Source organism: Celeribacter ethanolicus (genome assembly GCF_001550095.1).
GTDB classification, from domain to species: Bacteria; Pseudomonadota; Alphaproteobacteria; order Rhodobacterales; family Rhodobacteraceae; genus Celeribacter; species Celeribacter ethanolicus.
Genome location: NZ_LRUC01000048.1, coordinates 18,957 through 45,955 on the forward strand (window position 1 = coordinate 18,957; position 26,999 = coordinate 45,955).

Genomic DNA, 26,999 nt, shown 5'->3' on the forward strand with positions numbered 1-26,999 from the left:
GGGTTATCCTTTCAAGACACGACCTGCGACGGTCGCCAGTTTCTCGATCATCTCCGGATCGCGTTTGTCCGGCGCGGTCATGATCGCATACTCAAGCGCACGGTCGCAGCCGAAGGGGCAGGGTTCATAAGCGCCGCCCAAAAGCTCGGGGAGTGCCGCGACAAGGGATTTGGCGTGCGCCGTGTTGGCCTTGAGCGTCTTGAGGATGTCGGTGATCTGCACCGCGCCGTGATCCGGGTGCCAACTGTCGTAATCGGTGACCATGGCGATGGAGGCGTAGCAAATTTCGGCTTCGCGGGCGAGTTTGGCCTCCGGCATATTGGTCATGCCGATCACGTCGCAGCCCCAGTCTCGGTACATCTCGCTCTCGGCCATGGAGGAGAACTGCGGCCCTTCCATGGCGAGATATGTGCCGCCCATATGAACCGTGACGCCCGTCGCGCGCGCGGCCTCATAGGCGATGCCGGACAGGCGTTCGCAGACCGGGTGGGCGACGGAAACATGCGCGACGCAGCCCGTGCCGAAAAAGGATTTTTCGCGGGCAAAGGTCCGGTCGATGAACTGATCGACGATGACGAAATCGCCGGGCGCCATTTCTTCGCGGAACGATCCGACAGCGGAGACGGAAAACAGATCGGTGACGCCCATCTGTTTCATCGCGTCGATATTGGCGCGGTAATTGACGGTGGAGGGTGAATGGACATGCCCGCGCCCGTGACGGGGCAGGAAGACCATTTTGACGCCATCCAACGTGCCGGTGAGAAGCGCGTCGGAGGGATCGCCCCAAGGGGTGATGACCTCCTGCCAGGCGGCATCCTCCAGCCCGTCGATCTCATAGACGCCAGAGCCGCCCATCACGCCGATCACACGCTGTTTTCCCGTCATATTCGTCTCCTGGCTCGCCTGTTCCGCCCAACTTTGCGGCGCAGCATTGCGGCGCGCAAGAGGCAATTCGACAGGGCGCACATTGAGTGCACGGCGATCTGGCTCAGGAGAACTGCGACAGGAGGCGCAGGTGGACTTGCCAAAGCGGGGGGGCACGCCGTAGAACGCTGCGCGTCCGAACACGCCGGGGATGAGATGCGGATCGAATTCGATACAGGACCTTTGAACGAAGGCAGCCTGTTCCATAACCCGAAAGATATGGTCTTCGCCCACCACCCGGACGAGGTTGCGGTGGCGTTCGATCGGTTGGAGGCGGCTCTGGCGGAGGGCTTCTGGATCGCGGGCGGGTTTTCCTATGAGCTGGGTTATTGTTTCGAGCCGTGCCTCTTGCCGCTCTTGCCGGAGGGGCGCGATGTGCCGCTTCTGGAAGTCGGGATTTACGAGGCGCCTGCGCCCCAGAGCGCCCGCGAGGTTCCGAACGAAGGCTCTACGGATAAGCAGCCGCTCTGGGGCGCAGGGCGCTATGAGGAAGCCTTTGACGCGGTGGCGCAGTACATCCGTGCTGGCGATATTTATCAGGCCAACCTGACTTTTCCGCTGACACTGAGTTCCGATCTCGCACCGCGCGCGCTCTATGACCGGCTCAAGGCGCGCCAGCCTGTGGGCCACGGCGCTTTGATCGAACGGCCCGATGGCACGGCGGTTCTGTCGCGTTCACCGGAGCTGTTCTACGAGACCGACGGGGCCGGGGGCATCACCGTACGTCCGATGAAAGGCACCGTGCCGCGTGGCACGACGCCGGAAGAGGATGTCGCTTCCAGGGATTGGCTCGCCGGGTCTGAGAAAAATCAGGCTGAGAACCTGATGATCGTCGATCTGTTGCGCAACGACCTGTCGCGTGTGTCAGAGGTGGGGTCGGTCAAGGTGCCCAAACTTTTCGAGATCGAAAGCTACGCCACCGTGCATCAGATGACCTCGACCGTCACGGCGCGTCTTTTGCCGGGGATCGGCCTTTACGATCGTTTCCGTGCGCTGTTTCCTTGCGGGTCCGTTACGGGCGCCCCCAAAATCCGCGCGATGGAGATCATTCACGAGCTGGAGGCCGGTCCGCGTGGGCATTATTGCGGCTCCATCGGATGGGCCGCGCCGGATGGGCGCTCGTGTTTCAACGTGGCGATCCGCACTCTGGAAATGGCAGACGGGCAGGCACGACTGCATGTCGGCGGCGGTGTGGTCTATGACAGTGAGGCGCAGTCGGAATATGACGAGGCGCTGCTGAAATCCCGCTTTGCCGATCTGGAGCCCATCTCATGAGCGACGGTTTCCGTATCATCGAGACTTTTGGCTACGTGCCCGAGAAAGGGATGACGCGGGGAGAACTGCACCTCGCGCGGATGGCGCGGACGGCGGAAAAGCTGAACGTCGCGTTCGATCGGGCGGAGGCCGAACGCCTCATGACGGAGTTTCGCGCCGACATCCCGCGCCGGATGCGTCTGACGCTGGCTCGGGCGGGTACGCTCGAGTTGCAAGACGCGCCGCTTGCCCTCGCGAAACCTGTGTTCAGGGTGCAGGTGCACGAAACGCGCCTTGATCCGACCGCCCCTTGGCTCTCGGTCAAGACGACCGAGCGCCAGCTCTACGATCAGGCCCGCGCGGCGTTGCCCGAGGGGGTCGACGAGCTGCTGTTCCTCAACACGCGCGGGGAGCTTTGCGAAGGCACGATCACCAATGTCTTTCTGGAGCGGGGCGGCGAGATGCTGACCCCCGCCTTGTCTTCGGGGCTGTTGCCGGGGGTGCTGCGCGAGGAGATGCTGGCCCAGGGACGTGTGCGCGAAGCGGTTCTGACCGAAGCGGACCTGCGCACGGCGGTGCGGGTCTGGGTCGGAAATTCCCTGCGTGGACTGATCCCGGCGAAGCTGGTCGGGTAAACTGGCCAGCTCCGTCGAACCTGTTGCGGTCCTGCCACTCGATTGGGGGGAGCGTTCGGCTTCGGTCTTTGCGCCACGGTGACAATCGCGCTAAGAGGGGGCAAACGCACCTTTCCTGACATCTGGGGGCCCCCCGTGATCCAATCCGCACTCGCAAGTTTTGCGAAGAATCTCTCCATTACCTCTTCGTCTTCCTATCCGCTGACGCCGAAACAAATCAAAACCGACCTGCTGTCGGGGTTGACCGTCGCTCTGGCTCTGGTGCCGGAGGCGGTGGCTTTTGCCTTTGTCGCCGGGGTGAACCCGTTGGTCGGGCTCTATGCCGCTTTCCTGATGGGGTTGATCACCGCGCTGATTGGCGGACGTCCGGGGATGATTTCCGGGGCGACGGGGGCGATTGCGGTGGTGCTTGTGAGCCTCGTTGCGGACCACGGGGTCGAATACCTTTTTGCGACCGTGGTTCTTATGGGGCTTCTGCAAATCCTCGCGGGGATTTTCCGGCTCGGCAAATTCATCCGTCTGGTGCCACATCCGGTGATGCTCGGGTTCGTCAATGGCCTCGCCGTCGTGATCTTCCTTGCTCAGATGACGCAATTCAAAGAGCCGGGGACGGATCATTACATGTCCGGTCTGCCTCTGATGATCATGCTGGCGCTGGTCGGCCTGACCATGGCGGTGGTGCATTTCCTGCCCAAATTCACGTCGGTCATACCGGCACCGCTGGCGGGCATTCTGGTGACCGCAGGGGTGGTGATCGCCTTTGGCATCGACGTGCCGCGTGTGGGCGATATGGCGACGATCAAAGGCGGGTTGCCGCAGTTTCATATCCCTGCCGTGCCGATGTTCGAGAGCATGGACAGCTTCCTTGCGACGCTCAAGATCATCTTCCCCTATGCGCTGGTCGGGGCCGCCGTGGGCCTGATCGAGAGCCTTCTGACGCTGAACCTCGTGGGCGAGATCAAGGGCGAGCGTGGTGGCGTGTCGCAGGAATGTGTCGCACAGGGCACGGCCAATCTCGTCACCGGCTTTTTCGGCGGCATGGGCGGCTGCGCCATGATCGGCCAGTCGATGATCAACGTGAAATCCGGCGGGCGGACGCGTCTGGCCGGGATCACTGCGGCGGTGTTCCTGTTGCTCTTCATCGTGGTCGCAAGCCCGCTGATCGAACAAATCCCGCTCGCAGCCCTCGTGGGGGTGATGTTCATGGTGGTGATCGGCACGTTTGCGTGGAATTCGTTCAACGTGATGCGCAAAGTGCCGCGTGTCGACGCTTTCGTCATCGTGCTCGTGACCGTAGTGACCGTGTTCGAAGACCTCGCGGTGGCGGTGGTCGTCGGCGTGATCGTCTCCGCGCTGGCCTATGCCTGGCAGAACGCCTCGCGCATCCATGCCAAGACCTATGAAACGCCGGAAGGGGCGAAGGTCTATCAGATCCAGGGGCCGCTGTTCTTTGGTTCGGTCGAAGGCTTCCTCGAAATGTTCGACCCGGCCACCGACCCGTCGATGGTGATCGTCGATTTCGGCGACAGCCGGGTGGCGGATCAGTCCGCGCTGAACGCGATCGAAAGCCTTGCGGGCAAATACGAAGCACAGGGCAAGGAAATCCAGCTCCGACATCTGTCGCGCGATTGTCACCAGCTCCTGAAAAACGCCGGTCACCTGATGATCGACAGCGACGACGACCCGGATTACGAGGTCGCCACCGACTATTCGGTGCGCACCGGGGTGCTGGGCGCTGGCCACTGAGCCCGAATATTCGATAAAGACAAGAAAAGGGGCCCTAGTGGCCCCTTATGCGTTTCCTTTGCTGGAAAAATACTCAGACAAGCTCAGTCATTGGGGATTAATCATTCGGGCGCGTCAGTTCGAAGACCTCTTTGACCTCGGCGTAATCGCGATAGCCGAGCCGCGACAGCATTCGGGCATGGACGACATCGAACCGCCCGTCGATGACACAATCCTCGCGGATGTGGATGCCGACGACCTCGCCGAAAATCGCGAAGTTCTCCTTGCCTTCGAGGCGCACGATCTGGCTCACCTTGCATTCGAGAGAGGCCGGCGCGTCCTCGACGCGGGAACAGGCGATGTCGCGACAGGGTGCGCGGAGCGCGCCGGAATGGGCGAATTCGTCCTCCTCGAAGCCGAGCGCCTCGGAGGAGGCGTTCATCACCGCGATCTGGTTCGCGCCCACCAGATTGACGCAGAATTCGCCGGTTTCCCGGAGGTTGCGCAGGGAATCCTTCGCACCGACGGTGGAGAACATCACCTGCGGCGGGATATAGGCGACGGCGTTGAAGAAGGAATAGGGCGCGAGGTTTTCGTGCCCGTCCGACGAACGGGTGGAGATCCAGCCGATGGGGCGGGGCGACACGATGGCGTTGAACGGATTGTGTGGCAGGCCATGGCCGTCTTTGGGGCGGTAGAACATTGTGCGGGACCTCTTCTTCGCGTTGCCCCTCATGTAGCGTCGTGCTAGCAGGATTTCGAGCAAAACCAGCAGGCTGCAAGCCCTGCGGCGAGAAATGAGGCGGATGTGTACAAGCTCGACGTGGAAACGGACGCGGATTGGTGGGAGGTCGAAGCCCTCTACGACACCTGTTTTGCACCCGGGCGCGAGCTTTTGTCGTCTTATCGCCTGCGCGACGGCGTGCCGAAGGTTCAGGATCTTTGCCTGATCGCTCGTGACGAGGATGGCGTTCTGGCCGCCGCGATTCGGTTCTGGCCGATCCGCATCGGGGCAGGCGAACACCGCGCGCTCTTGCTGGGGCCTGTCGCCGTGCACCCGACGCGTCAGGGCGAGGGGCTTGGCGGCATGTTGATGACCGAGTCGATGGCGGAGGCGGTGCGCCTTGGCTGGGACAGGGTGATGCTGGTGGGCGATGCGCCCTATTACAGCCGTTTCGGTTTCGAGAAGCTCGACCGTGTCCAGATGCCGCCGCCGACCAACCCCGACCGGGTTTTGGGCGTGGCTCTGCGCCCCGGAGCCTGGGACGGCGTTGAGGGGCTTGTCCACAAGGACGACTGATCCCATCTAAGGGACATGATGAAAGAATTGCCGCCCCTCACCGATGGCTCTCATGCCGTGTTGCAAGCCCCGACGCCGGAGGCGATCCGCGCGCTTGCGCGGCGTCTCAAACGCGCCAATCACCCCGGCATGCAATTGCTGAACATGGTCGGCGGCACCGCCGACGGGTTGTTCAACAAGCTGCCCGGGCCGGTGCGCGGGCAATTGGAAAGCGCCACGATGTCGGCGCTTGAACTGGCCTTTGACGGTGCGGCGCGCGGACGGCGCAATGTGAAGGGCAATACGTGGCTGTCGCGGGCTGTGACCTCCGGGCTTGGGGCGCTGGGCGGGGCCGGGGGCTTGCCGACCGCTCTGGCCGAATTGCCGGTGACGACGACGGTGCTTTTGCATGCGATTCAGGTGGTGGCCGAGGAACACGGCTTCGATCCCGAGCGCGAGGATGTGCGCAAGGCCTGCATTCAGGTCTTTGCCGCTGCCGGACCCTTGGAGGCGGACGACGGGGCCGATCTCGGGTTTCTGGCGGCACGCACGACGCTGACCGGAGCGACGCTCAACGGCATCATCGCCAAGGTCGCGCCGCGGCTGTCGGTGGTGCTGGGGCAGAAGCTTGCGACCCAGACCATTCCCGTTCTGGGCGCGGTGGCAGGGGCGGCGACGAATTACGCCTATACCGCCTATTATCAGGACATGGCGCATGTGAGCTTCGGGCTTCTGCGCATGGCCGAAGACAGCGATCTGGGGTTTGACGCGCTGAAAGAGATGCTGCGCGTGGAGATGAAGCGCTAACGCGTTTCAGGTGATGAACCCGCGCTCCGCGAGATGTTCGGAGAGCGCCTTGCGCACCGATTGCGCGCCATCGGCCGCCGCCTGGTCGATCACCGCCGCCACTTCGTCGAGGTCCAGACGCCGCAGCATGGCCTTGACCGGGCCGATGGAGGCCGGGCGCATCGACAGGGTGCGCACGCCCATGGCGGCGAAGGCCACCGCTTCCAAAGGCCGCCCGGCATCCTCGCCACAGAAGGACACGGGCGTGTCGAACTGGTCGCAGCGGGCGACGATCTGGCGGATGAAGCTCAGGAAGGAATAGTTCAGCGTGTCGTAGCGCTTGCGGACGCGTTCGTTTTCCCGGTCGGCGGCGAAGAAGAACTGTTTGAGATCGTTGCCGCCGATGGAGATGAAATCGGTTTCCTCGAAGAACCGGTCGGGGGCGAAGGCCAGCGACGGGGTCTCCAACATCGCGCCAACTTCGAGCGAGGCGGGAAGGACATGGCCCAGTTTGCCTTCGCTTTCCAGCACGGCGGCGAGCATGGCCTTGGCGTCGCGGAACTCGTCGAATTGCGCCACGAAGGGGAACATGATGGTGAGCGGGCGGCCTGCTGCGGCGCGGATCAGGGCCTGCAACTGCATCCGCATGACACCGCCCCGGTCGAGACCGACGCGGATCGCGCGCCACCCCATCGCGGGGTTGGGTTCTTCCTGCGGCTTCATGTAGGGCAGCACCTTGTCGGAGCCGATGTCGAGGGTGCGGAACACCACGCGCTTGCCCTTGGCGGCATCCATGACGCGGGCATAGAGCGAGGCGAGATCGCCACGTTTCGGCACCTTGTTGCGGATCAGGAACTGCAACTCGGTGCGGAACAGCCCCACGCCTTCGGCCCCGGATGTGGCGAGAGAGGGCAGGTCGGCCATCAGCCCGGCGTTCATGTGCAGCGCGATGTGTTTGCCGCACAGCGTCTGCGCCGGAAGACCGACGAGACCGGCATAGCGTTTCTGCGCCTCGGCCTGCATCGCGATCTTGTCACGGAAGGCGGTGGCGACGGTTTCTTCGGGACGCAGGTGCACGATGCCCTGATCGCCATCTATGAGGATTGCGTTGCCATTGAGCGCTTCGGTGGTGATGCCCTCGGCATGGATCACCAGAGGGATCGCCCAGGCGCGGGCGACGACGGCGGCATGCGAGCCGACGGAGCCCTGCTCCAACACGATGCCCTTGAGATCCTTGCCATAGTCCAGAAGCTCGCCGGGGCCGATATTGCGGGCCACGAGAATGGGGTTCTCCGGCATCTCGGCGCCGGTTTCCTTGCCCTGCCCGGTGAGGATGCGCAAAAGCCGGTTCGACAGGTCGTCGAGATCGTGCAACCGCTCGCGCATATAGGGGTCGGGCACGGTGGCGAGACGGCTGCGCGCGGCGCTTTGTTCTTTTTCGACGGCGGCCTCGGCGGAGAGACCGCGCCCGATGTCCTCTTCCATCCGGCGCATCCAGCCACGGGAATTGGCGAACATGCGATAGGCCTCAAGCACCTCGCGCTGGTCCTTGTCGGAGGGTTCGACACGGGCAAGCATGCTGTCGACGGAGATCCGCAGCTTGTCCACCGCTTCGCGCAGGCGCAGGGATTCGGCCTCCGGGTCGTCGGCCACCGGGTTGGTGATCACGACGCGCGGTTCGTGGAGATAGACATGCCCTTCGGCGACGCCCTCCTGGCCGGTGGCGCCGCGAAACAGCACGGGGTGGGTGTGGAGCGCGCCCATGCCGCCCTCGTCGCCGACGAAGGCGCCAAGCTCGGTCATTTCGGCCAGCACCATGGCGACCACTTCGAGGGCGTAGACCTCATCGTCGGTGAAGGCGCGGGCCTCTTTCGACTGAACGACCAGAACGCCGAGTATTTCGCCAAGACGCTGGATTGGCAGGCCGAAAAAGCTGGAATAAATTTCCTCGCCGGTCTCGGGCATATAGCGGAACCCCGGCTCGGCGGGGGCGTCGGCGGTGTTGACCATGCAGCGGGTGCGGGCGACCCGGCCCACGAGGCCTTCGCCGATGCGCATCCGGGTCTTGTGCACGGCCTCGGGTTTGAGGCCTTCGGTGGCGCAAAGTTCGAGCGTGTCCTTGTCGCGGAACAGGTAGATCGAACAGACCTCGGTCTGCATGCTGTCGGCGATCAGATGGGTGATGCGATCAAGGCGCGCCTGCCCGGCGCTGTCCTCGGCCAGAGTGTCCCTGAGCCGGCCCAGAAGCTTCCGGCTTTCGCTCTCCATATTGTTTGGCATGTCCCCGCCGGTCCTCTTGCGCGCCTTGCTTTGGGCGTCGTCTTCTTAGAGCACAGATGTGGGGATTGCCCAGAGGAAATCAACCTCTGCGGGCAGGGTGAGCGTGAATTTGCGTGGAAAAAGTGCAGAAAAATCCGGGAGTTGCCTGTGCAGGTGCAGAAAAATTCGCCGCAGGTGCGATTTGTCCGGTATTTTCGCCGATCTGGTCAGGGACTGTGATCACAAAAGTTCCAGGTGATTTCCGAGACGATCATGCGACCAGGATCATGACCGGATCGGCGCTGCGCCGATATCCGCTTATCCTGTGGTCGCGGCTGGTAGAGCTGACGGCATATGCCTAACCTGCGACAGGTCATGAGGGCACAGGGTAAGGCGGCGGCATGAGTGCAATAGGGGCGGCCTCAGGCCACAGGCGCATGCGGATGTTGCAGTCGGCATGGCGCCGGGGTCATGGATATGCCCGGCGATTCGCTCCGATTCTGGTCTGTTGTGTTTATGTCGCTTGTCCTCCACCGGCACAGGCCAGTGAATGGCGAGAGGCAGAGTGGGACTGGCGCGCCGGGGATCTCATTTTCCGCTCGGGGCTGGACCCGCTGGACGATCTGATCGCGCAGGCCACGCGGACGGCATTCGGCTCCGTGGCGATCGTGCGGGCCGGAAGCGGTGCGCCGCATGTTGTCTATGTCGATCCCGAGAATGGTGTGACCGAGACCCTGCTCGACGATTTTATTTCCGGTCTTGGGGCGGACGATTATGCCGCCTATCGGGTGCGGAACATGGCCGACTGGGGCCAGGGCGACAGTCCGGTGTCTTACAATGCGCTGCTTGTGGCTGATGGTCATGCGGCGGACCGGTTTCGTCTGGTTGGCGGAGATGCGTATTACGGTGCCGAAATGGTCTATCTTGCGGCTTTGGGGGCAGGGGTTGCTTTGGCGTCTCCTGTGATGCTCTCGGATCTCGCAGAGGGGCACCCGGAGATTCGGGAGGCGTTCCTGACCGATTGGCAGGACCACCCCTATTGTACCTATGTCGCCAGCCGGGAAGGCTGTTGGGATGTCATCAAGGGGACGGCCATTGTGACAACCGGCGGGATATTGGAGAGCCCGGGGCTCGAAAAACTGTACCCACTGGCCGAATGACTATTCCTGTTTCACTCAATGCATAGATGGAGATCAGAATGAAACGCAGAGACTTTGTGCTGGGCGCCGCCATGTTGCCCTGGAGCGGCGGTATCGCGATCGCAAAGCCGGATGCCGATCTTTACATGCAAGACAGGGAGCGTGAGCTGACGGCGCGGATCGGGGTCTGTGTCCGAAATCTTGCGACGGGGCAGGTGTATCTGCACCGGGCCGAAGAGCGGTTTGCCATGTGTTCGACCTTCAAGGCATCTCTGGCGGCCTTATGTCTTCGAGAGTCCGATGAAGGTGCGCTGGATCTGGGCGAGGCCCTTGCCTTCGGTGCCAAAGATCTCTTGCCAACCTCTCCGGTGACCAAGGCGTATGTGCAGGCAGGGCGGCTTGAGATCCGCAGCCTTTGTCAGGCCGTGGTCGAATGGAGCGACAACACGGCGGCCAATCTTCTGCTGGCACGTGTCGGAGGCCCGGCCTCGGTGACGCGGTTCTTCCGGGACATGGGCGATCCGGTGAGCCGTCTGGATCGTGTGGAAATGGACCTGAACAGCAATAGCCCCGGCGATGCGCGGGACACGACGACGCCTCTGGCCATGGCGCAGAATGTGCAAAGGATGACGATGCCCGAGGGCGTTCTGTCGGAGCGGTCGAGATCCCTTCTGGTCGACTGGATGCGCAACGAACAGAATGCGAAAAACCGGATACGCGCCGCCGTTCCGAGGTCCTGGGAGGTGGCCAACAAGCCGGGAACGACGCTCAACGGCGCGGCCAATGACATTGCGATGCTGTGGGCGCCGGAGGAGCGGGCGTTTGCCATGGCGATCTATGTCGATACGAAAAAAGGCAACACCCCGGCGGCCGTTTCCGCCATTCGCGGCATCGCGGAGGTGGCTTTGGGCATGGTGGTGTGACGGCTCGTCCCGATCGGCAAAAGAAAAGCCCCCGCGCATTGCACGGGGGCCTTGAGGCGATGTGTGAAGGGCTTACGCCTTGTCGAGTTCGAAAGCGTCGTGCAGGGCCTGCACGGCCAGCTCGGTGTATTTGCGGTCGATCAGCACGGAGATCTTGATCTCGGAGGTGGCGATCACCTTGATGTTGATGCCTTCGTCGCGCAGCACCTTGAACATTTTCGCGGCGACGCCGGATTGCGAGCGCATGCCGATGCCGACGAGGGAGATCTTCGCCACGTTCATGTCGGAGATTAGTTCGCCGAAGTTCAGATCGCCCTTGGCCTTGGCCTCGTCGAGCGCGGCCTCGGCGCGTTTCACCTGATCCATCGGGCAGGAGAAGGTCATGTCGGTGCGACCCTCTTCCGAGATGTTCTGGATGATCATGTCGACATTCACACCGGCCTCGGCCAGCGGGCCGAAAATCGCGGCGGCGATGCCGGGACGGTCGGCGATGGAGACGAGGGTCATCTTGGCTTCTTCGCGCGACGAGGCGATGCCGGAGACAGGTTTGTTTTCCACGATATCCTCCTCGGCACAGATCAGCGTGCCGGCATTGGGGTTATATTCCTCGAAAGACGACAAGACGCGCAGGCGCACACCGTAGCGCATGGCCAGTTCGACGGAGCGGGTCTGAAGCACTTTCGCGCCGAGGGAGGCCATCTCCAGCATCTCCTCGAAGGCGACTTTTTCCATCTTGCGGGCTTTGCTTTCGACGCGCGGATCGGTGGTATAGACCCCGTCCACATCGGTGTAGATGTCGCAACGCTCGGCCTCGAAGGCGGCGGCGAAGGCCACGGCGGTGGTGTCGGAGCCGCCACGGCCCAGCGTGGTGATCCGGCCTTCGGGCGAAATGCCCTGGAAGCCGGCCACAACGGCGACTTTCATGCCCTCGGCGAATTTCGCGAGGATGTTGTCGGTCGGGATTTCTTCGATCCGGGCGGCGGAATGCGCGGAATTGGTCTTGAGCGGCACTTGCCAGCCCTGCCAACTGCGCGCGGGCACATCCATTTCCTGAAGCGTCAACGCCATGAGGCCCGCCGTGACGTTCTCGCCCGAGGACACGACGGCGTCATATTCGCGCGCGTCATACATCGGCGAGGTTTCGTTCACGAAGCCCACGAGCTTGTTGGTTTCGCCCGACATGGCCGAGACCACGACGATCACGTCATAGCCATTGGCGACTTCGCGACCGACGCGCTTGGCGGCGCGTTTGATCTTGTCGAGCGTTGCGACGGACGTGCCGCCGAATTTCATCACGAGAATTGGCATTTTTGCCCGGTTCCCCCGTCTCAAACTGGTCACGGTTCTCTAAGTGCCCAAGGGGCAAAGCGCAAGGGTGACGGTTGTGTGACGCCGTTATTTTTAAGCCGGATCGGCCTCAATAGGCGTGGTCGCGCCCGTCCCAGGTCTCGAAACAGCCGGTGGTCGCGATGGAGAGGGCATCGAAGCGGTCCGAGAGGCCGGTGGCCGCCGCTTCGGGCGTGATCTCCGCGCCAGCACCGCCCATGTCGGTTTTGACCCAGCCGGGGTGATAGATGCCGACGGCGATGCCTTCGGGGCGCAGATCGGTTGCGAGGTTGCGCCCGAGATTGAGGGCGGCCGCTTTCGAGGACCGGTAGATATAGGAGCCCCCCGGTGCGCGGGTGTGCGAGGCCATTTGCGAGGAAATGATCGCGATCTTGCCCTGTGCGGCACGGAGCGCGGGCAAAAAGGCCTGCACGGTCAGGAAGACGCCGGTGATATTGACCGCGAATTCCTTGGCCCACATCTCTGCGGGGTAGCCGGTTGCAAGGCTTTGGCCCTGGTCGAGATAGAGCCCGGCGTTGCAGACCAGAAGGTCGATGGGGGTGCCGGAGAGCGTTTGCGCCAGTGCGGCGGGGCCTTGCGGGTCGGTGACGTCGAGCGGGTAGAGCCCGTCGCCGCCTTTCGTGGAGGTGCCGATGGTGTCAAAGCTCCGGGCGGTGAGTTCGCGGGTCATGGCGGCCCCGATGCCGCGAGAGGCGCCGGTGATCAATGCGGTGGGCATGGTATCTGTCCTGAGGGTTCGTTCCGGTGTGGCAGACACATAGAGCGCCGCGACGAGGGGGCAACCGGGTCAGTTCATTTTCCGTTTCGGTGTAAACGGCAGGGGCAAAACCGGCACGCCGTCTTCGATCAGCGCCTTGGCTTCGTCGAGTTTCGCCTCGCCATAGATGGCGCGGGCGGGGGCCTCGCCCTCGTGGATCTTGCGGGCCTCGGCGGCGAATTCGACACCGACGTAATCGGAATTGGCCTCGACCTCGGCGCGCAGCTTGGCGACCGCCTGTTCGATCTGCTCAGGGCTGGGAGGCGGAGACATATCGGGCGCGGGCGTGGCGGGCGGCGTCCCTTGTGCGGGGGCGTCGGTGCGGCTCCGCGAGGTGCTGACCCGGGGCGCCATGATCGCCTTTTCGACATCGGTCGCGCCACAGACCGGACAGCTCACCTGTCCGCTGGCGCGCAGCGTGTCGAAGGCGTCCGCCGAATGGAACCAGCTGTCGAACTGGTGGCCTTCGGCACATTTGAGGCTGTAGCGGATCATGGTTGGGGCGGGGGCTGGGGTGTCTCTGATGCGGGTTTGCAAGTGCCCCAGACTAGCTGCCCTTGGGGGGCTTGGCAATCTGATTGGCGGCCTGATTGGCGGCGGCTCCGTGGTTCAGAGTTTGTAATGTCTGGGATCGAAATGCCGGATGACCTGTGCCAGTTCCGGTTCGGCGACGAGGCTCGCGGCCTTCTTCTGCGAGACCCATTTGCGTTTGCGTTCATGCATTTCCGGGTATTTGTCGAACACCCAGCGGGCCTTGAGCGGAAACACCGCGACGACGCAGGGTTTCGGCAATCCGCCCTCGCGCGGGGTTTTCAGGTAGGAATAGAGGCCGATGCAGATCGGCGCGGGGCGCCCCTTAACGCCCGCTTCCTCCCAGGCCTCGATCGCCGCGGCCTGAACCGGGGTTTCGCCATGCATCGGCCAGCCCTTGGGGATGATCCAGCGCTTGCTGCGCCGGGATTTGACCAGAAGCACCTGCAATTTGTCCTTGCGCTGACGCCAGATCAGCGCGCCGAACTGTGTGCGCACTCCGTCTTTCCCGCCCCGGCCCAGTTTGACCGGAAGTTGTCTGGCTCTGATCAATGACACCTGCTCGAAATCCTCCGACGCCGCTGCATCTGCGGCCCCCCAACCGGCAGATGTGCAACAGACTAGCGCATGAGTAACAAGCTCATGTGACGGCTGAAAAGCAAAAACGTCCGTGGCTCAGGCCAGCGCCTGCAATTTGGGCAGATCGGCCAGCGCGTTCCAGAACGCCTCCTGCCGCATCTGGGCGGCGCGCAGCGGCGTGAGGGCGGTGTGGGCGTTCTGTGCCATTTGGGCGGCGGCCTCGGGATCGGCCATCAGCCGGGCGGCGGCGGCGGCCAGACCGGCGGCATCCGTCACCTCCACAGCGCCGCCGATGTCCGCCAGCGCCTGATAGGCGGCGAGGTGGTTGGAGACATGCGGGCCATACAGCAGGGCGCAATCGAACTGCGCCGGTTCGAAGGGGGTGTGGCCGCCGCGCGGGCCGAGGGAACCGCCGACGAAACAGAGCCCCGCAAGCTGATACCAGAGCGCCATCTCGCCCAGCGTGTCGGCGAGATAGACCGGCGCGGCGGCGGGATCGTCGTTCAGGGAGCGGCGGGCGAAAGCGAGCCCCGCGCGGGTCAGCTCCTGCGCCACCGCATCGCCGCGCCGGGGATGACGGGGGGCGAGGATCAGCCGGGCGTCGGGCTGGCTCTGACGCAGCAGACCATAGGCTTCGAGCAGCACGCGCTCCTCGCCCTCATGGGTGGAGGCGGCCAAAAGCGTTGTGGCATGCGGGAAATGCGGGCGCAGCGCGGCCAGCGCGGCTTCGGGGGCAGCTTGCAGATCGACCGTGGTCTTGAGGTTCATGCGCGGCAACAGGCGGTCGGTGGGCAGACCCAGTTGCAACAGGCGTTGTTCGGAGGCGGCGTCCTGCGCCGCCAGTCGGGTGATGGCACCGATGGTCGCGCGGGTGGTTGGGCCGAAGAGCCATTGCATCTGCGACCAGCGCCGTGCCGTGCGTTCCGACATGCGCGCGCCCGCGACGATCACCGGGATGCCGCGTTTCTTCAGAATCGTGAAGCGATTGGGCCAGATCTCGTTTTCCAGAGAAATGAGGGCGGCGGGATCGTAAAGATCGAGAAAGTGCCGCAGCACCGGACGCAGATCCATCGGTGCCAGTCGCACCTGAACCCGCGGCAGATGCCATTTGCGCACCATGCGCCGGGCACTCACCGTGTTGACGGTGACGAGGATCTCGAGCCCCGGTGCGCGGTTCAGGGCCTCTTCGATGAGGCTGCGCGCGGCGGTCAACTCACCGTTGGAGGCACCATGCACCCAGAGCCGGGTGGCGCAGGACTGCGGGTGGCGGGGGATGCCTGCGGTGAAACGCTCCGCCAGATCGCGCGGCTTTTCGCGCCCGCGCAGCACTTGCCGCAGGAGGGCGAGTGCAAAAAGCGGGCTCAGGAGCAACAGAAGGGCACGATACAGCAGCAAGACATCGCCTCAGGGGAGAAACCATATTCCCCGCTTACGACGTGGATCGCTTCGTTGGCAAGGGATCACGGGACGCACAGCGATCAGAGGAGGGAGGGTATGGGCGGTCAAGTGGCGTTCTGGAATTGGAATTGATCCAAGTCATGGTTTGGAATTGGAGGAATTCTAAATTTGATCACGGACGCGCGATCGTCAAATTGCATCTTTGAATGCGAGGGAGAGATTTATGAGACTTGCACCGCGTATTGCTCTGTTGGCCAGTGTCGCCGCTCTGGGCGCTTCGGCCGCCTCGGCGAATGAGTTGAGAGACACTGCGCTCGAATATTTCAAACCGCTCCCCTCCACGGTGCCTGCCGTGGCGGACAACCCGATTACCAAGGAAAAGATTGATCTCGGCAAGGCGCTGTTCTTCGATCCGCGCCTGTCGGCCTCTGGCGTGTTCTCCTGCTATTCCTGCCACAACCTGACGACGGGCGGGGACGACAACATGGAGACCTCGGTGGGCCATGGCTGGCAGAAAGGGCCGCGCAACTCGCCGACCGTGCTGAACGCCGTGTTCAACGAGGCGCAATTCTGGGACGGGCGCGCCGACGATCTGAAGGCACAGGCCAAAGGACCGATCCAGGCCGGTGTCGAGATGGCCAACACGCCGGAAAACGTGGTCGCGACCCTGTCGTCGATGGGGCAATATGTGGAATGGTTCGAGGAGTCCTTTCCGGATGAGGCCGAACCGGTGAGTTTCGACAATATGGCCAAGGCGATCGAGGCCTTCGAGGCGACGCTTCTGACCCCTGCGCCGTTCGATTCCTGGCTCAACGGTGATGACAATGCGCTGAGCGAAGACCAGATCGCCGGCCTCGAACTGTTCATGGACAAGGGCTGTGTCGCCTGCCACGCCGGTGTGAACATCGGTGGCGAGGGCTACTATCCCTTCGGCCTGATCGAGAAACCCGGCTCCGACATTCTGCCGGAAGGCGACCGTGGCCGGTTCGCGGTGACCGACACGGTGGATGACGAATATGTCTTCCGCGCCGGGCCGCTGCGCAACATCGCGCTGACTGCGCCCTATTTCCATTCGGGCAAGGTCTGGGACCTCAAGGTCGCCGTGCAGATCATGGCCGAAAGCCAGTTGGGCGAAGAACTGAGCGATGAGGAAGCGGGCAAGATCGTGGCCTTCCTCGGGGGGCTGACCGGCGAAATGCCGGTGATCACCACGCCCGTCCTGCCGGCCGAGACCGCGACGACCCCGCGGCCGACGGCAGAGATTATCGTGGAGTGATGTGACCTGCGGTGCCGGGGCGCTTTTCGGACGCTCCGGCATCGACCGCCACAGAGGCTCCAAACGGCTGGAGCTCTGCCCGTGTCCTGCCCTGCCGGGGCCTCATGCGGTTACGGCAGTTCCTGCGGTTCCGTGGGGGTGCCATGGTTCTCCCAGTGACTTTCCCAATGATTTTCCCGGTCGAGAAAGATCTGCATCATGCGCATGCCGATGCGGTCGATCAATGCGGCAAGCTCGTCCTTGCCCTGATGCTGATACTGCGTGCAACGCTCCAGCAGGTGCTCGGTCATTTCATGTTCCCGGCGGGGCAGAGCGTTCGGGCGCGGCGGAGCGTCGAAGCGCGGCGGGGCGGTCCGGTTGTCGCTGGGGCCGAGAGGCGCGGTCATGAAGCGCAGACGCAACTGACCTGGGGCGGTGGCGATGACGATACGGCGGGCCTTGGTCGGGGAAGGCTGGGTCATGGGGCACTCCTGAGCGAACGCCTGAAACCTCCGCACCCGAAGGGGCGAAGACAGGGGGAACGGGACGGGGACAATCAGGCGGAGAGAAGCTCCAGAGCATGGGCGCGCAACTGATGGTCGCGGGCGGAGAGGACAGCGTAGCTCGACGCACCCGGCGTGTGGCGCAAAAGATCGAGGAGCCCCTCGCCGGTGGCCTTGATCCCGGGCAGGGCGGGGATCAGCAGGATGCCCTGCCTGTCCTCGGTCTCGGGCAATGTCAACCGGAAGCTGATCTGTCCCCCCTGATGTCTGTGCAGGCCGGTTTTGATATTAGATTTTCTTATTTTATATCAAAAATAATACAATTTCTTTTTATTTATCTGGCTTGCTACCCCTGTGCTCAAGAGGTGACAGCTTGTCGCAGCCCGGAACCTGTTGCCGGGCGAAAGCGGTTGTTCCCAGACGCATTCACGTCAGTCAACGGAGGACCAGATGGACGGCAACGAGATGAAAACCGCGGGCAAATGCCCGGTCATGCATGGCGGCAATACGGCCATGGGCAGCAATGTGATGGACTGGTGGCCGAATGCGCTCAACCTCGACATCCTGCACCAGCACGATACCAAGACCGACCCGATGGACGAGGCCTTCGACTATCGCGAGGCGGTGAAAGGTCTCGATTTCGACGCGCTGAAGGCCGACATGCATGCGCTGATGACCGAAAGCCAGGACTGGTGGCCGGCGGACTGGGGGCATTACGGCGGCTTGATGATCCGTCTGTCGTGGCACGCGGCGGGGTCCTATCGTCTGGCCGACGGGCGTGGCGGTGGTGGCACCGGCAACCAGCGTTTTGCGCCGCTGAACTCCTGGCCCGACAACGTCAGCCTCGACAAGGCGCGTCGCCTGTTGTGGCCGATCAAGAAGAAATACGGCAACAAGGTGAGCTGGGCCGACCTGATCGTTCTGGCGGGCACGATTGCCTATGAGAACATGGGGCTGAAGACTTTTGGCTTCGGCTTTGGCCGCAAAGATATCTGGCACCCGGAGAAAGACACCTATTGGGGTGCGGAGAAGGAATGGCTCGCGCCCTCCGACGAGCGCTACAGCGATGTCGACAAGCCCGACACGATGGAAAACCCGCTCGCGGCGGTGCAGATGGGCCTGATCTACGTGAACCCCGAGGGGGTGAACGGCAAACCGGACCCGATGAAAACCGCCGCTCAGGTGCGCGAGACCTTTGCCCGGATGGCGATGAACGACGAGGAAACCGCGGCTCTGACGGCTGGCGGTCACACGGTCGGCAAGACCCACGGCAACGGGGATGCCTCCGTTCTGGGCGCGGACCCGGAAGCCGCCGGTCCCGAGATGCAGGGGCTTGGCTGGTCGAACCCGAACCAGCATGGCAAGGCGGCGAATGCCGTGACCTCCGGTCTTGAGGGCGCATGGACGACCCATCCGACGCAGTTCGACATGGGCTTCTTCGACATGCTCTTCGGCCATGAGTGGGAGCTGCGCAAATCGCCCGCAGGGGCGTGGCAATGGGAGCCGGTCGACATCAAGGAAGAGGACAAACCTCTGGACGCGACCGACCCGTCGAAGCGCCACAACCCGATGATGACCGATGCCGATATGGCGATGAAAGTGGACCCGATCTACAACGCGATCTGCCAGAAGTTCATGGCCGATCCGGCCTATTTCGCCGACACGTTTGCCCGCGCCTGGTTCAAACTGACCCACCGCGATATGGGGCCGAAAGTCCGTTACATCGGGCCGGATGTGCCGTCCGAAGACCTGATCTGGATGGACCCGGTGCCCGCCGGTTCGACCTCTTACGATGTCGATGCGGTCAAGGCGAAGATTGCGGCCTCCGGTCTGTCGATCTCCGAGATGGTGTCGACCGCTTGGGACAGCGCCCGGACCTATCGCGGTTCCGACATGCGGGGCGGGGCCAATGGCGCGCGCATCCGTCTGGCGCCGCAAAAGGACTGGGAAGGCAACGAACCCGCCCGTCTGGCGAAGGTGCTCTCCGTGCTCGAACCCATTGCGGCAGAGGCCGGGGCGTCGGTGGCCGACGTGATCGTGCTGGCCGGGGGCGTTGGCATCGAGCAGGCGGCGAAAGCGGCGGGCTTTGAGATCATCGTGCCGTTTGCGCCGGGTCGGGGCGACGCCACCGACGAGATGACCGATGCCGAGAGCTTCGACGTGTTGGAGCCCATCGCCGATGGTTATCGCAACTGGCTCAAGAAGGACTATGTGGTCTCTCCCGAGGAGCTGATGCTCGACCGCACCCAACTCATGGGGCTGACCGCGCCGGAGATGACGGTTCTGACCGGCGGCATGCGGGTTTTGGGCACCAATTACGGCGGTACGAAACATGGCGTGTTCACGGAGCGCGAAGGCGCGTTGACGCCGGACTTCTTTGTGACCCTGACCGACATGGATTACAAATGGGTGCCGGTCAAAGGCGGGGTCTATGAGATCACCGATCGCAAGACCGGCGCGGTGAAATACACCGCCACGCGCACCGATCTGGTGTTCGGCTCGAACTCTATCCTGCGCGCCTATGCGGAGGTCTATGCTCAGGACGACAACGCGGAGAAATTCGTGGCGGATTTCGTCAAGGCCTGGGTCAAGGTGATGAACGCGGATCGGTTCGACCTGACCGCCTGATCGCCTCGGACATGCAAGAAGGGCGTCCCGTTCGGGGCGCCCTTTTTCATGGAATATTTGATGGAGAATCAGATCGCTTCGAGAAAGGCGACCAGGGCCGCGCGTTCGTCCGTCGTGAGATCGAGCGGTTTTAGCAGCGGATCGACCTCGGTCGCCGGGAGGAACATCTGGTCGCGGGCGGCGCGTTCCGGTTGTTCGGGCTGATGCGCGCCGCCTGCGTTGTAGAGGTTCACGAGACCTCGCAGCGTCGGGAACAGACCGTTGTGCATGTAAGGCCCGCTGCGCGAGACATGGCGCAGGCTGGGGGTCAGGAAGGCCCCGGCATCCGCCGCCTCACCGGTGATCTCATGGCGCCCCATGTCGTGATAGCTGCGCTCGTAATAGGTCAGGCCGATCTTGTGGAACTCCCCGTCCATCAGCGCAGGCCCCATATGGCAATTCACGCAGCGCGCCTTGGTGCGGAAGAGGTGCAGCCCTTCGATCTGTTCATCACTGAGCATGGCGGTTTCGCCGGAGAGAAACCGGTCCAGCCGGGTCGGCGCATCGAGATGGGTCTGGAACGCCGCCAATGCCCCCGCCACGCGGTCGAGCGTGATCTCCTGATCGCCATAGACCGCGGCGAAATCCTCGGGATAGCCGTCGAGCCATTTGAGGCGATGGGTCACGCTGCTCAGATCGTGATTGGCCATTTCCGCCGGGTCCGACAGCGGCCCCATCATCTGATCTTCGAGACTGTCGGCGCGCCCGTCCCAGAAAAACGCCGGACGCGCCCAGGCGGCGAACAGCGCGGGTGCGTTGCGGCGGCCTTCGGTGCGGGCGTGACCGAAGGGACGCGGCAGACCGTCGCCCCAGCCTTCGCGTCGGTTGTGACAGCTCTGGCAGGCGATGTGACCGGATTCGGACAGAACCGGATCGTTGAACAGCCGCTCTCCCAAAGCGACCTGCAAGGCCTCCCGGCTGCCGTCTTCGGGCAGGGCGGGCAGGGGGGCGGGGGCCAGTTCGACATAGGCGACACCGGCGTCGACCCAGGGCGCGGGCCAGTCCGAAGACGGGCCGGAATAGATCTGGCGCAGCCGGTCGGTCTCGGACGGGGTGAGTTCGAGACGGTCATAGACCCCCACGCCCAGAACCACGGCGACGGCGGCCCAGACGGGCATGTGCCAGAGATGGGTGCGGAGTGCGGAGGTCTTTGTCATAGGATCACCATGTGAGGGATGTACCGAGATAGAGGCTGCGGCCTTCGAGCCACGGGTTATCGTCACTGGCAACCTCGTTGCCGGTGTCGTTGAACAGGTTGGAGAGTTTCATGTTGAGATCGACGGTCTTGCCCTGCACTTCGGCCAGACGCAGCTTGGCGGTGAGGAACGCGGTGGCGGTGGTCTTGTAGCTGTAGTCTTCGTAGATGTAATGCTCCACCTCGCCATAGCTGTCGTTGACGAAATCGTCGTCCTCGCCGGTGTAGCGCACCCCGTTGTAGCCAAAGACCACATTGGCCCCGAGGCCGAACTTGAGCCGTTCGTCGTGCCAACTGCTGCGCAGCTCGAGCGTGGTGCGCAGGGGAATGTCGAGATTGTTGCGCATGCGCTCGAACTCGCCATAGGTGTAGCTCTTGCCGTCGTAGTAATAGAAAGAGGTGCTTCCGACCTCTTCGGCGAAATAGCTGTTGGAGGAAGTGGCGCTGTCTTCCATCACGCCGGAGATGTAGATGCCGAGGCTGTCGAGCGCCCCGTGGTTGATCTCCCAGTTGTTCTCATATTCCAGCGACACGGCTTTATATTCGGTCCAGCCGTCGTTGGTCAGGGTCTGGTCGCGTGTCGAGCTGTCCTCTGAGGCGGCAAACTGATCCTTGCCCTCACGGTAGGTGCCGTTCAGTCGCCATGTGCCGCCGGTCCAGCGGTCGCGGAACAGCGCGGTGAGTGCGATTTCGTCGGTATAGGGCGTATCGAGGTTGCCCTGAGTGTAATAATAGCCGCCGAGGTCGATCTGGGTCTCCCATGTGTCCTCGACCTCGCCGGTGGCGCTGTCATGGCTGCGGGTCTGGTTCAGGCCGCGCGGCAGGGCGTCGTGGATCGCATATTTCAGGTAACTGTCGCTGTAATAACGGTTCGCACCGAGGCTCAGGGAGAAGTCGTCGGAAGGTTTCCAGGTCGCCATGAACCGGGGGGCGATGTCGAGATTTTCGAGCACATCGTTGTAATCGGCGCGCAGGCCCGCACGCAGGGTCACGTCGCCCCAGCTCTGTTCCAGTTCGGCGAAGGTGTCCGCAGCGAAGACATCTATGTCGATGTCATAGGCCTCCTGAATGATCCGCCGGTTGAAATAGGCGTCTTCATAACAGGCGGCATCGCCTGCGGGGCAGGTGAAAGCGTCGAACGCGTAGCTGTCCGACATCCGGGTCGTGGTCGAGTAATAGGTGAAACCGGAGCCGGTGCGATTGGCGGAGATCTGTTTCATCGCACCGCCCAACAGGAATTTTCCGTTCCAGATATCGCCCTCAAAGCGGGCTTCGATGCGGTTCTGGGTGTCGCTGTAGTCGGTGCTGCCCAGCCCCCCGGTCAGACAGGAGACGGAGGTCGTGCCGGTTTCGTCGGCGATGCACCAATCCTCGAAGGCGTCGCTGTAGTATCCGTTGCGATAGGAGCCGTACCAATAATAGAACTCGGTTGCGTCGTTTTCGTTGGCGTTCTTGTTGTCCTGACGGATGGCGCGCAGGGTCAGTTTTGTGTCCCTGAGATCGACGCCCGCAAAGGACAGGGTGCCGAGTTCTTTCTCGTATTTCGCATCGAGCGACAGCGATTGTTTGGTGACGTCGAGGTGGAAATCCTCGGCGAAATTGCTGTCCCAGTCCTGATTGTAATCGGTGTATTGGCCGGAGAGGGTCAGCCTGTCCCCATTCAGGAAGTCGTGCAGGTAGGACAGGGTGTAGAAATCGCTGCGGCTGTCGCTGTCGACGGTGTCCTCGACATATTGCGCATTCATCGCCTTGCTGCCTTCGGCGGAGCGGCGCGAGAAGCCGAAGCGCAGCGCAGAGCGGTCTCCCAGCGGCTGGTTGACGTCGAAGGCGTATTCGAGCTTGGTCCATGTCGGTTCCGGCTGATCCTCGGGATTCTCGCCGTCCTCCGTGCCGATCTTGTAGTCGGTCCAGTCGGAGCTGCTGTAATTCAGCGTGACCGAGCCTTCTGCGCGCTCAGGCGTCGGGGCGTTCAGCTCGTATTTCACAACACCGCCCTGAAACCCGCCATATTGCGCGGAGATGTTCGAACTCAGGACCTCGGCGCTGTCGAGCATCGAGCTTGGGATGAACTGGTTCTGGGTATGCATCCCGTAGAAGGAATACATGTTCGGCATGTCGTTTTCGCGGTTCAGGTCGGTTGCCGTGGTCGGGCTTGTGTTGCCGGTGACGGAGTCGATGCCGACGCCGTTCAGGAGGATGCTGTTTTCCGACAGGGTTGCTCCGGAGATCGACAATTCCACCGGCTTCAGGTCGAGCACATCGTCGATGTTGCTGCCCGCATCATTGATGTCGGCGGTGGCGCCCTGCACCTGCGGCAGGGTGGTCAGCGCGGTGTTGGCATCGCCCGAGCCGTCGCCGCGAATGGCTATGGCATCGGCGTCGAGCGCGGTGGCGCCGACGCCCTCGTCCGAGCCCTCAATCGCCTGAATTTGCCCCTCCGCACCTTCGATCAGGATCGGGTCGAGCACCGTGGCCTCCTGTGCGAAGGCGGCGGGGGCGGAGAGAAGAAGTGCGCTTGTGCCCATGAGCACGGCGCGGTGGCGAAGAGAGAGAGATGTAAAGCGCATGGGGCCCGTCCTGGATGTGCGTGGGTCCTTGGGCTGGCGCTTGGCTTGCTTCGGAGGATTTCCGGCGTTCTAGAAGGGCTGCGGAAAGCCGACAAGAATAATTCTTATGGTTTTTGTCGTATATGTCGTTGTCGTCGCGTCAGGTGATGAAAAAGCAACAGGCCCGCTTGGAAACGGGCCTGTTTCAGAGGTTTGGCAGTCTTACGCGATGCGTTCGATTCGGGCCGGAAGGCCCTGCCGCACGGCAGTGCCGGAGACCGGGTCCACCCAGACGCCGGGTCTGGAGCGGGTCGGGTCGATGATGCCCAGATCGTTCAAAAGAACCCCTGCGGCCAGACGCGTATCACCCGGCGTGGTGTGGCCGTCGATGGTGATGTCCTGCGCACCGAAGCCTTTGTGACCGAAGCCGTGCTCGATTGCCACGGTGTCGGGCGCGATGCCGTTCCGAACCACGGCGACGCTTTCGAGCGTGCCGCCGGGCGTGGTGAGCCGGATCATGTCGCCGGTCGCGATGCCGTGTTCCCGGGCCAGAGCCGTGCCGACGATCACCGGGTTGGACGCAACGATGCGCAGCAGGGCCGGGGAGCCGACCGAATAGGAGTTCTGCAACGGCGATTTGAAGCTCATGACCTTCAAGGGCCAGTCCTTCGGCGTGAAATGCTCGGAGACTTTCGAGCCATCGGCAAACTCCGCCTCCCGCCAATAGGGCGTGCCGGGAAGCCGCGTGCCGGTGGTGGCGCGGCGGAAGCTGCCGAGCCCTTCGTTCCAGACCATCATCGGCTCGCTGAAGGCATAAGTGGCCTTGTCGCCCTGATAGCTGCGGGTGATATTCTCGTAACGCCCGCCCTTGGCGTAGACCGTCGCGGCCTTGCGCCATTCATCGGGTTTCAGCGTGGCTTTCAGATCGTCGAGAATGCGGGTGACATTGGAGAGCGCGATGTCCTCGTCCGTCGCATCCGCCACCGGCTTGCCGATCATCGCGACATTGACCGCCCCGCGTATGAACCAGTCTTCGGCCCGGTTGAGCGGATGGAGATTGCCCTCCGCATCCGGGATCGCCTTGTCGCCAAAGCCCGGCAGGCCGATGCGTTTGGCAACCGCGATGAGGAAGGTCTCCATCCCGATGCGCTCGCCTTCGGCGTTTTTCTCCATCTTTGGTTCAATGACCGGCCAGCGCGCCGTCGTGGCTTTGGTCGCCACGCCGCCCCAGGGTTTCGAGAAGCCCCATGTTTCGTACATCACCGAGTCCGGCACGATATAATCGGAGATCGCCGTGCTCTCGTTGATGAACGGGTCGATGGAGATGATCAGCGGGACGACCTCTGGGTCTTTCAGCCTGTCGACCACATGGGCGATGCCGGGGATGCCGTAAACCGGATTGGTGTTGCGGAAGATCAGCGCCTCGGCGCCATAGGGGTAATGGTTCACCAGCGAACTGATCCATTCGGTCGCAAGCCCCGGTGCGTTCGGATACCACGGCCCGTCCGCCGGATAGGGTTTGCCCGCCGCTTTCTTGGTCTTGAACTCGGTGGTTTTCTCATAGGGCGCATTACGCCCGTAAGGCAGGCCTTTGGCTTTGACCGCACCGGGGAAGCTGGCGAGATCATAAGCAGGCCCCTTGTTGTCGGGGAACCAGCCGCCGGCGATCATCGTCCCGCCTTTCCAGTTCAGGTTGCCAATGAGCGTGTTGAGCATCATCAGCGCATAGGCATTGCCAAAGCCCGAGCCGTTCATCATGCCGCCATGCGAATTGACGGCGGCTTTGCGGCCATGGCTGGTGAACTCGCGGGCGAGCTCTTCGATGGTTGCAACCGGGATGCCGCAAGCGGCGGCATAGTCGTCCATGCTCAGCCGGTCGGCCTCTTCGCGCAAAAGCGTGAGGCTGGTTTTCACCGCGACTGGCCCGTTCTGGGTCTCGGTCCGCCCCTCGTGGAACAGAGGGGCGGCCGAGTTACCGGCAGGGACCGGGCCGGTATCGGAGGCGATCATGAAGGGATCGGTTTCGGAATAGGCATCGCCCTCGATCGCAAGCCCCATGTCGGAGCCACGCAGGAGCTTGCCGTAGCGGGGATGGCCCTCTTCGACGATCACCAGATGGGTGGCATTGGTCCAGCTTGTCTCGCCCACGGCTTCGGCGGCGGCCATGGAAGGCTGGGCGAGGTAGGCGTGATTGATGCGGTCATTGGCGAACATCCATTGCATCATCGCCATGGCCAGCGCGCCATCCGTCCCCGGTTTGATCGGGATCCAGCGCGACCGTTCGCCCGAAGGGCCGTTTTGCGCATGGTTCAGCACCGGGTCGATGACCACATATTTCAGATCGCCATCGACGCGCGCCTTGGCGACAAGGTTGCCGACGCGTTTGAACGGGTTCCCGGCATTGCCCGGTGCGGTGCCCGCGAAGATCACGAATTCTGCGTTGGAGAAATCGGGTTTCGCGTGCGGCATGGCTTTGACATCGCCGAACATCGCGCCGGAACCCGAGCGGTAGGCACCGCCGCAATAGCTGCCGTGACGAGTGAAGTTGTTCGAGCCAAAGCTCTGTTTCAGCCAGCGCAGCACGAAATTGTCGCGCCCGTCATCGACGCAGTTCATCCAGACAAGCCGGTTGGCGCGCGGCCCGAATTCGGGCGCGCCTTCGACGGCCAAAGTATCCAGATCGCGGATTTCGCGCAGACCGGCCACGCGGCCCTCGCCAAAGAGATCGCCGCCTTCGGTGACCTCTTCGATCAACTGTTCAAAGCTGATCGTCTCCCATTTGCCGGAGCCGCGCGGGCCGACCCGTTTCAGGGGTTTCAGCACCCGGCGCGGGTTGTCGACCTGTTGCAACACAGCATTGCCGCGCCCGCAGGCGGTGGAGCGATTGGTGAGCCCTTGCCCTGTGCCCGCCTGTGCCATCGCGGCAAAGCTCTCGGCGACGGAGGATTCGTAAGGAATGAACGGATCAGTGCTCATGGCGCTGTAGGGGTTGCCGGAGACGCGCAGCACTTTGTTATTGGCCTTGTCGACCCGCACCCGCACGCCGCACATGGTGGTGCAGCCGTTGCACATCGTATAGCTGATCGCCTGATCCGGGTTCGGCGTCACGTCGCCGGTCACCGGATCGACGGAATATTCCGCCGGGATCGAATTGCCGACGACATGTTCGTCGCGGGGTTTCTTACCGGACCATTTTCCGCGTGCGAGTTTCTGGACGGTTTCGGTATAGCCGACCCCGAAGGTTCCAAGCGCACCGGCGGCTGCGACACCTTTGAGAATGTTACGACGTTTGGTCAT

23 protein-coding genes are annotated in these 26,999 nt (G+C 62.9%); 10 read left to right on the top strand and 13 right to left on the bottom strand.

What is annotated here, in order from left to right:
• Positions 1 to 3: 3 nt before the first annotated feature.
• Positions 4 to 885: an S-methyl-5'-thioadenosine phosphorylase gene (locus NH195_RS17815; RefSeq protein ID WP_066710203.1), complete on the bottom strand. Its 882-nt coding sequence runs from the start codon at positions 883 to 885 to the stop codon at positions 4 to 6.
• A gap of 195 nt (positions 886 to 1,080) precedes the next feature.
• Between NH195_RS17815 and NH195_RS17820 the strand changes: the two genes are divergently transcribed.
• The 3 genes from NH195_RS17820 (at position 1,081) to NH195_RS17830 (ending at position 4,559) form a co-directional block, all read left to right on the top strand.
• On the top strand, positions 1,081 to 2,199 hold the full coding sequence (locus NH195_RS17820) for an aminodeoxychorismate synthase component I (protein ID WP_066710207.1): 1,119 nt from the start codon (positions 1,081 to 1,083) through the stop codon (positions 2,197 to 2,199).
• On the top strand, positions 2,196 to 2,813 hold the full coding sequence (locus NH195_RS17825) for an aminotransferase class IV family protein (protein WP_066710210.1): 618 nt from the start codon (positions 2,196 to 2,198) through the stop codon (positions 2,811 to 2,813). The genes NH195_RS17820 and NH195_RS17825 overlap by 4 nt, the downstream gene beginning before the upstream one ends.
• A gap of 177 nt (positions 2,814 to 2,990) precedes the next feature.
• On the top strand, positions 2,991 to 4,559 hold the full coding sequence (locus NH195_RS17830) for a SulP family inorganic anion transporter (protein ID WP_420795682.1): 1,569 nt from the start codon (positions 2,991 to 2,993) through the stop codon (positions 4,557 to 4,559).
• A gap of 97 nt (positions 4,560 to 4,656) precedes the next feature.
• On the opposite strand, the gene NH195_RS17835 is transcribed toward NH195_RS17830, so the two are convergent.
• Entirely contained in the window at positions 4,657 to 5,241 is a 585-nt protein-coding gene (locus NH195_RS17835; RefSeq protein ID WP_066710215.1) for a flavin reductase family protein, read from the bottom strand.
• Positions 5,242 to 5,346: 105 nt separating this feature from the next.
• On the opposite strand from NH195_RS17835, the gene NH195_RS17840 reads away from it, so the two are divergent.
• Together NH195_RS17840 and NH195_RS17845 are read left to right on the top strand one after the other, a co-directional pair.
• On the top strand, positions 5,347 to 5,838 hold the full coding sequence (locus NH195_RS17840; protein WP_066710216.1) for a GNAT family N-acetyltransferase: 492 nt from the start codon (positions 5,347 to 5,349) through the stop codon (positions 5,836 to 5,838).
• 15 nt (positions 5,839 to 5,853) lie between these two features.
• Complete coding sequence (locus tag NH195_RS17845) at positions 5,854 to 6,624, top strand: EcsC family protein (RefSeq protein ID WP_081424015.1); 771 nt, start codon at positions 5,854 to 5,856, stop codon at positions 6,622 to 6,624.
• A gap of 6 nt (positions 6,625 to 6,630) precedes the next feature.
• Here NH195_RS17845 and ptsP read toward each other — a convergent pair whose 3' ends face one another.
• Positions 6,631 to 8,883, bottom strand: coding sequence for a phosphoenolpyruvate--protein phosphotransferase (ptsP, locus tag NH195_RS17850; protein WP_066710218.1), 2,253 nt, complete (start codon positions 8,881 to 8,883; stop codon positions 6,631 to 6,633).
• Positions 8,884 to 8,996: 113 nt separating this feature from the next.
• On the opposite strand from ptsP, the gene NH195_RS21325 reads away from it, so the two are divergent.
• The 3 genes from NH195_RS21325 (at position 8,997) to bla (ending at position 10,924) form a co-directional block, all read left to right on the top strand.
• Positions 8,997 to 9,224 carry a hypothetical protein gene (locus NH195_RS21325; protein WP_155846225.1) on the top strand — a complete coding sequence of 76 codons (228 nt, stop codon included), beginning with the start codon at positions 8,997 to 8,999 and terminating at the stop codon, positions 9,222 to 9,224.
• Between the two features lie 81 nt (positions 9,225 to 9,305).
• The gene (locus NH195_RS17855) at positions 9,306 to 10,022 is read left to right on the top strand and encodes a hypothetical protein (RefSeq protein WP_066710220.1); all 717 of its coding nucleotides are present in this window, start codon (positions 9,306 to 9,308) and stop codon (positions 10,020 to 10,022) included.
• A gap of 38 nt (positions 10,023 to 10,060) precedes the next feature.
• The gene (gene bla / locus NH195_RS17860; protein WP_162265895.1) at positions 10,061 to 10,924 is read left to right on the top strand and encodes a class A beta-lactamase; all 864 of its coding nucleotides are present in this window, start codon (positions 10,061 to 10,063) and stop codon (positions 10,922 to 10,924) included.
• A gap of 72 nt (positions 10,925 to 10,996) precedes the next feature.
• On the opposite strand, the gene NH195_RS17865 is transcribed toward bla, so the two are convergent.
• The 5 genes from NH195_RS17865 to NH195_RS17885 form a co-directional block, all read right to left on the bottom strand.
• Positions 10,997 to 12,232 carry an aspartate kinase gene (locus NH195_RS17865; RefSeq protein WP_066710226.1) on the bottom strand — a complete coding sequence of 412 codons (1,236 nt, stop codon included), beginning with the start codon at positions 12,230 to 12,232 and terminating at the stop codon, positions 10,997 to 10,999.
• A gap of 109 nt (positions 12,233 to 12,341) precedes the next feature.
• Complete coding sequence (locus NH195_RS17870) at positions 12,342 to 12,989, bottom strand: SDR family NAD(P)-dependent oxidoreductase (protein ID WP_066710229.1); 648 nt, start codon at positions 12,987 to 12,989, stop codon at positions 12,342 to 12,344.
• A gap of 69 nt (positions 12,990 to 13,058) precedes the next feature.
• Positions 13,059 to 13,523 (bottom strand): DUF1178 family protein, encoded by a 465-nt coding sequence (locus tag NH195_RS17875; protein WP_066710232.1) that lies wholly within the window; start codon positions 13,521 to 13,523, stop codon positions 13,059 to 13,061.
• A gap of 114 nt (positions 13,524 to 13,637) precedes the next feature.
• On the bottom strand, positions 13,638 to 14,057 hold the full coding sequence (locus NH195_RS17880; RefSeq protein WP_238379804.1) for an NUDIX hydrolase: 420 nt from the start codon (positions 14,055 to 14,057) through the stop codon (positions 13,638 to 13,640).
• A gap of 177 nt (positions 14,058 to 14,234) precedes the next feature.
• Entirely contained in the window at positions 14,235 to 15,533 is a 1,299-nt protein-coding gene (locus tag NH195_RS17885) for a 3-deoxy-D-manno-octulosonic acid transferase (RefSeq protein WP_066710238.1), read from the bottom strand.
• A 226-nt stretch (positions 15,534 to 15,759) separates the two neighbouring features.
• Between NH195_RS17885 and NH195_RS17890 the strand changes: the two genes are divergently transcribed.
• The gene (locus NH195_RS17890) at positions 15,760 to 16,812 is read left to right on the top strand and encodes a cytochrome-c peroxidase (RefSeq protein WP_066710240.1); all 1,053 of its coding nucleotides are present in this window, start codon (positions 15,760 to 15,762) and stop codon (positions 16,810 to 16,812) included.
• Positions 16,813 to 16,922: 110 nt separating this feature from the next.
• Here NH195_RS17890 and NH195_RS17895 read toward each other — a convergent pair whose 3' ends face one another.
• Together NH195_RS17895 and NH195_RS17900 are read right to left on the bottom strand one after the other, a co-directional pair.
• Positions 16,923 to 17,273, bottom strand: a complete 351-nt coding sequence (locus tag NH195_RS17895) for a hypothetical protein (RefSeq protein ID WP_066710244.1) — start codon at positions 17,271 to 17,273, stop codon at positions 16,923 to 16,925.
• A gap of 74 nt (positions 17,274 to 17,347) precedes the next feature.
• Positions 17,348 to 17,533, bottom strand: coding sequence for a hypothetical protein (locus tag NH195_RS17900; protein ID WP_155846227.1), 186 nt, complete (start codon positions 17,531 to 17,533; stop codon positions 17,348 to 17,350).
• Between the two features lie 211 nt (positions 17,534 to 17,744).
• Here NH195_RS17900 and katG point away from each other — a divergent pair, with 211 nt between their 5' ends.
• Entirely contained in the window at positions 17,745 to 19,922 is a 2,178-nt protein-coding gene (katG, locus tag NH195_RS17905; protein ID WP_066710248.1) for a catalase/peroxidase HPI, read from the top strand.
• Between the two features lie 68 nt (positions 19,923 to 19,990).
• On the opposite strand, the gene NH195_RS17910 is transcribed toward katG, so the two are convergent.
• The 3 genes from NH195_RS17910 to NH195_RS17920 all read right to left on the bottom strand — a co-directional run bounded on the left by NH195_RS17910 (position 19,991) and on the right by NH195_RS17920 (position 26,999).
• Positions 19,991 to 21,118 (bottom strand): cytochrome-c peroxidase, encoded by a 1,128-nt coding sequence (locus NH195_RS17910; protein ID WP_202906527.1) that lies wholly within the window; start codon positions 21,116 to 21,118, stop codon positions 19,991 to 19,993.
• Positions 21,119 to 21,122: 4 nt separating this feature from the next.
• On the bottom strand, positions 21,123 to 23,723 hold the full coding sequence (locus tag NH195_RS17915; protein ID WP_066710251.1) for a TonB-dependent receptor: 2,601 nt from the start codon (positions 23,721 to 23,723) through the stop codon (positions 21,123 to 21,125).
• Positions 23,724 to 23,924: 201 nt separating this feature from the next.
• Positions 23,925 to 26,999 (bottom strand): molybdopterin-dependent oxidoreductase, encoded by a 3,075-nt coding sequence (locus tag NH195_RS17920; RefSeq protein WP_066710253.1) that lies wholly within the window; start codon positions 26,997 to 26,999, stop codon positions 23,925 to 23,927.

Excerpts from the sequence above, each read along its gene's own strand:
- NH195_RS17870 (WP_066710229.1), bottom strand. The coding sequence starts at position 12,989 with ATGCCCACCGCATTGATCACCGGCGCCTCTCGCGGCATCGGGGCCGCC.
- NH195_RS17890 (WP_066710240.1), top strand. The coding sequence starts at position 15,760 with ATGAGACTTGCACCGCGTATTGCTCTGTTGGCCAGTGTCGCCGCTCTG.
- bla (WP_162265895.1), top strand. The coding sequence starts at position 10,061 with ATGAAACGCAGAGACTTTGTGCTGGGCGCCGCCATGTTGCCCTGGAGC.
- NH195_RS17910 (WP_202906527.1), bottom strand. The coding sequence starts at position 21,118 with ATGACAAAGACCTCCGCACTCCGCACCCATCTCTGGCACATGCCCGTC.
- NH195_RS17895 (WP_066710244.1), bottom strand. The coding sequence starts at position 17,273 with ATGACCCAGCCTTCCCCGACCAAGGCCCGCCGTATCGTCATCGCCACC.
- katG (WP_066710248.1), top strand. The coding sequence starts at position 17,745 with ATGGACGGCAACGAGATGAAAACCGCGGGCAAATGCCCGGTCATGCAT.
- NH195_RS17915 (WP_066710251.1), bottom strand. The coding sequence starts at position 23,723 with ATGCGCTTTACATCTCTCTCTCTTCGCCACCGCGCCGTGCTCATGGGC.
- ptsP (WP_066710218.1), bottom strand. The coding sequence starts at position 8,883 with ATGCCAAACAATATGGAGAGCGAAAGCCGGAAGCTTCTGGGCCGGCTC.
- NH195_RS17865 (WP_066710226.1), bottom strand. The coding sequence starts at position 12,232 with ATGCCAATTCTCGTGATGAAATTCGGCGGCACGTCCGTCGCAACGCTC.
- NH195_RS17845 (WP_081424015.1), top strand. The coding sequence starts at position 5,854 with ATGATGAAAGAATTGCCGCCCCTCACCGATGGCTCTCATGCCGTGTTG.
- NH195_RS17920 (WP_066710253.1), bottom strand. The coding sequence starts at position 26,999 with ATGACCAAACGTCGTAACATTCTCAAAGGTGTCGCAGCCGCCGGTGCG.
- NH195_RS17875 (WP_066710232.1), bottom strand. The coding sequence starts at position 13,523 with ATGATCCGCTACAGCCTCAAATGTGCCGAAGGCCACCAGTTCGACAGC.
- NH195_RS17825 (WP_066710210.1), top strand. The coding sequence starts at position 2,196 with ATGAGCGACGGTTTCCGTATCATCGAGACTTTTGGCTACGTGCCCGAG.
- NH195_RS17820 (WP_066710207.1), top strand. The coding sequence starts at position 1,081 with ATGCGGATCGAATTCGATACAGGACCTTTGAACGAAGGCAGCCTGTTC.
- NH195_RS17855 (WP_066710220.1), top strand. The coding sequence starts at position 9,306 with ATGTTGCAGTCGGCATGGCGCCGGGGTCATGGATATGCCCGGCGATTC.
- NH195_RS17815 (WP_066710203.1), bottom strand. The coding sequence starts at position 885 with ATGACGGGAAAACAGCGTGTGATCGGCGTGATGGGCGGCTCTGGCGTC.
- NH195_RS17835 (WP_066710215.1), bottom strand. The coding sequence starts at position 5,241 with ATGTTCTACCGCCCCAAAGACGGCCATGGCCTGCCACACAATCCGTTC.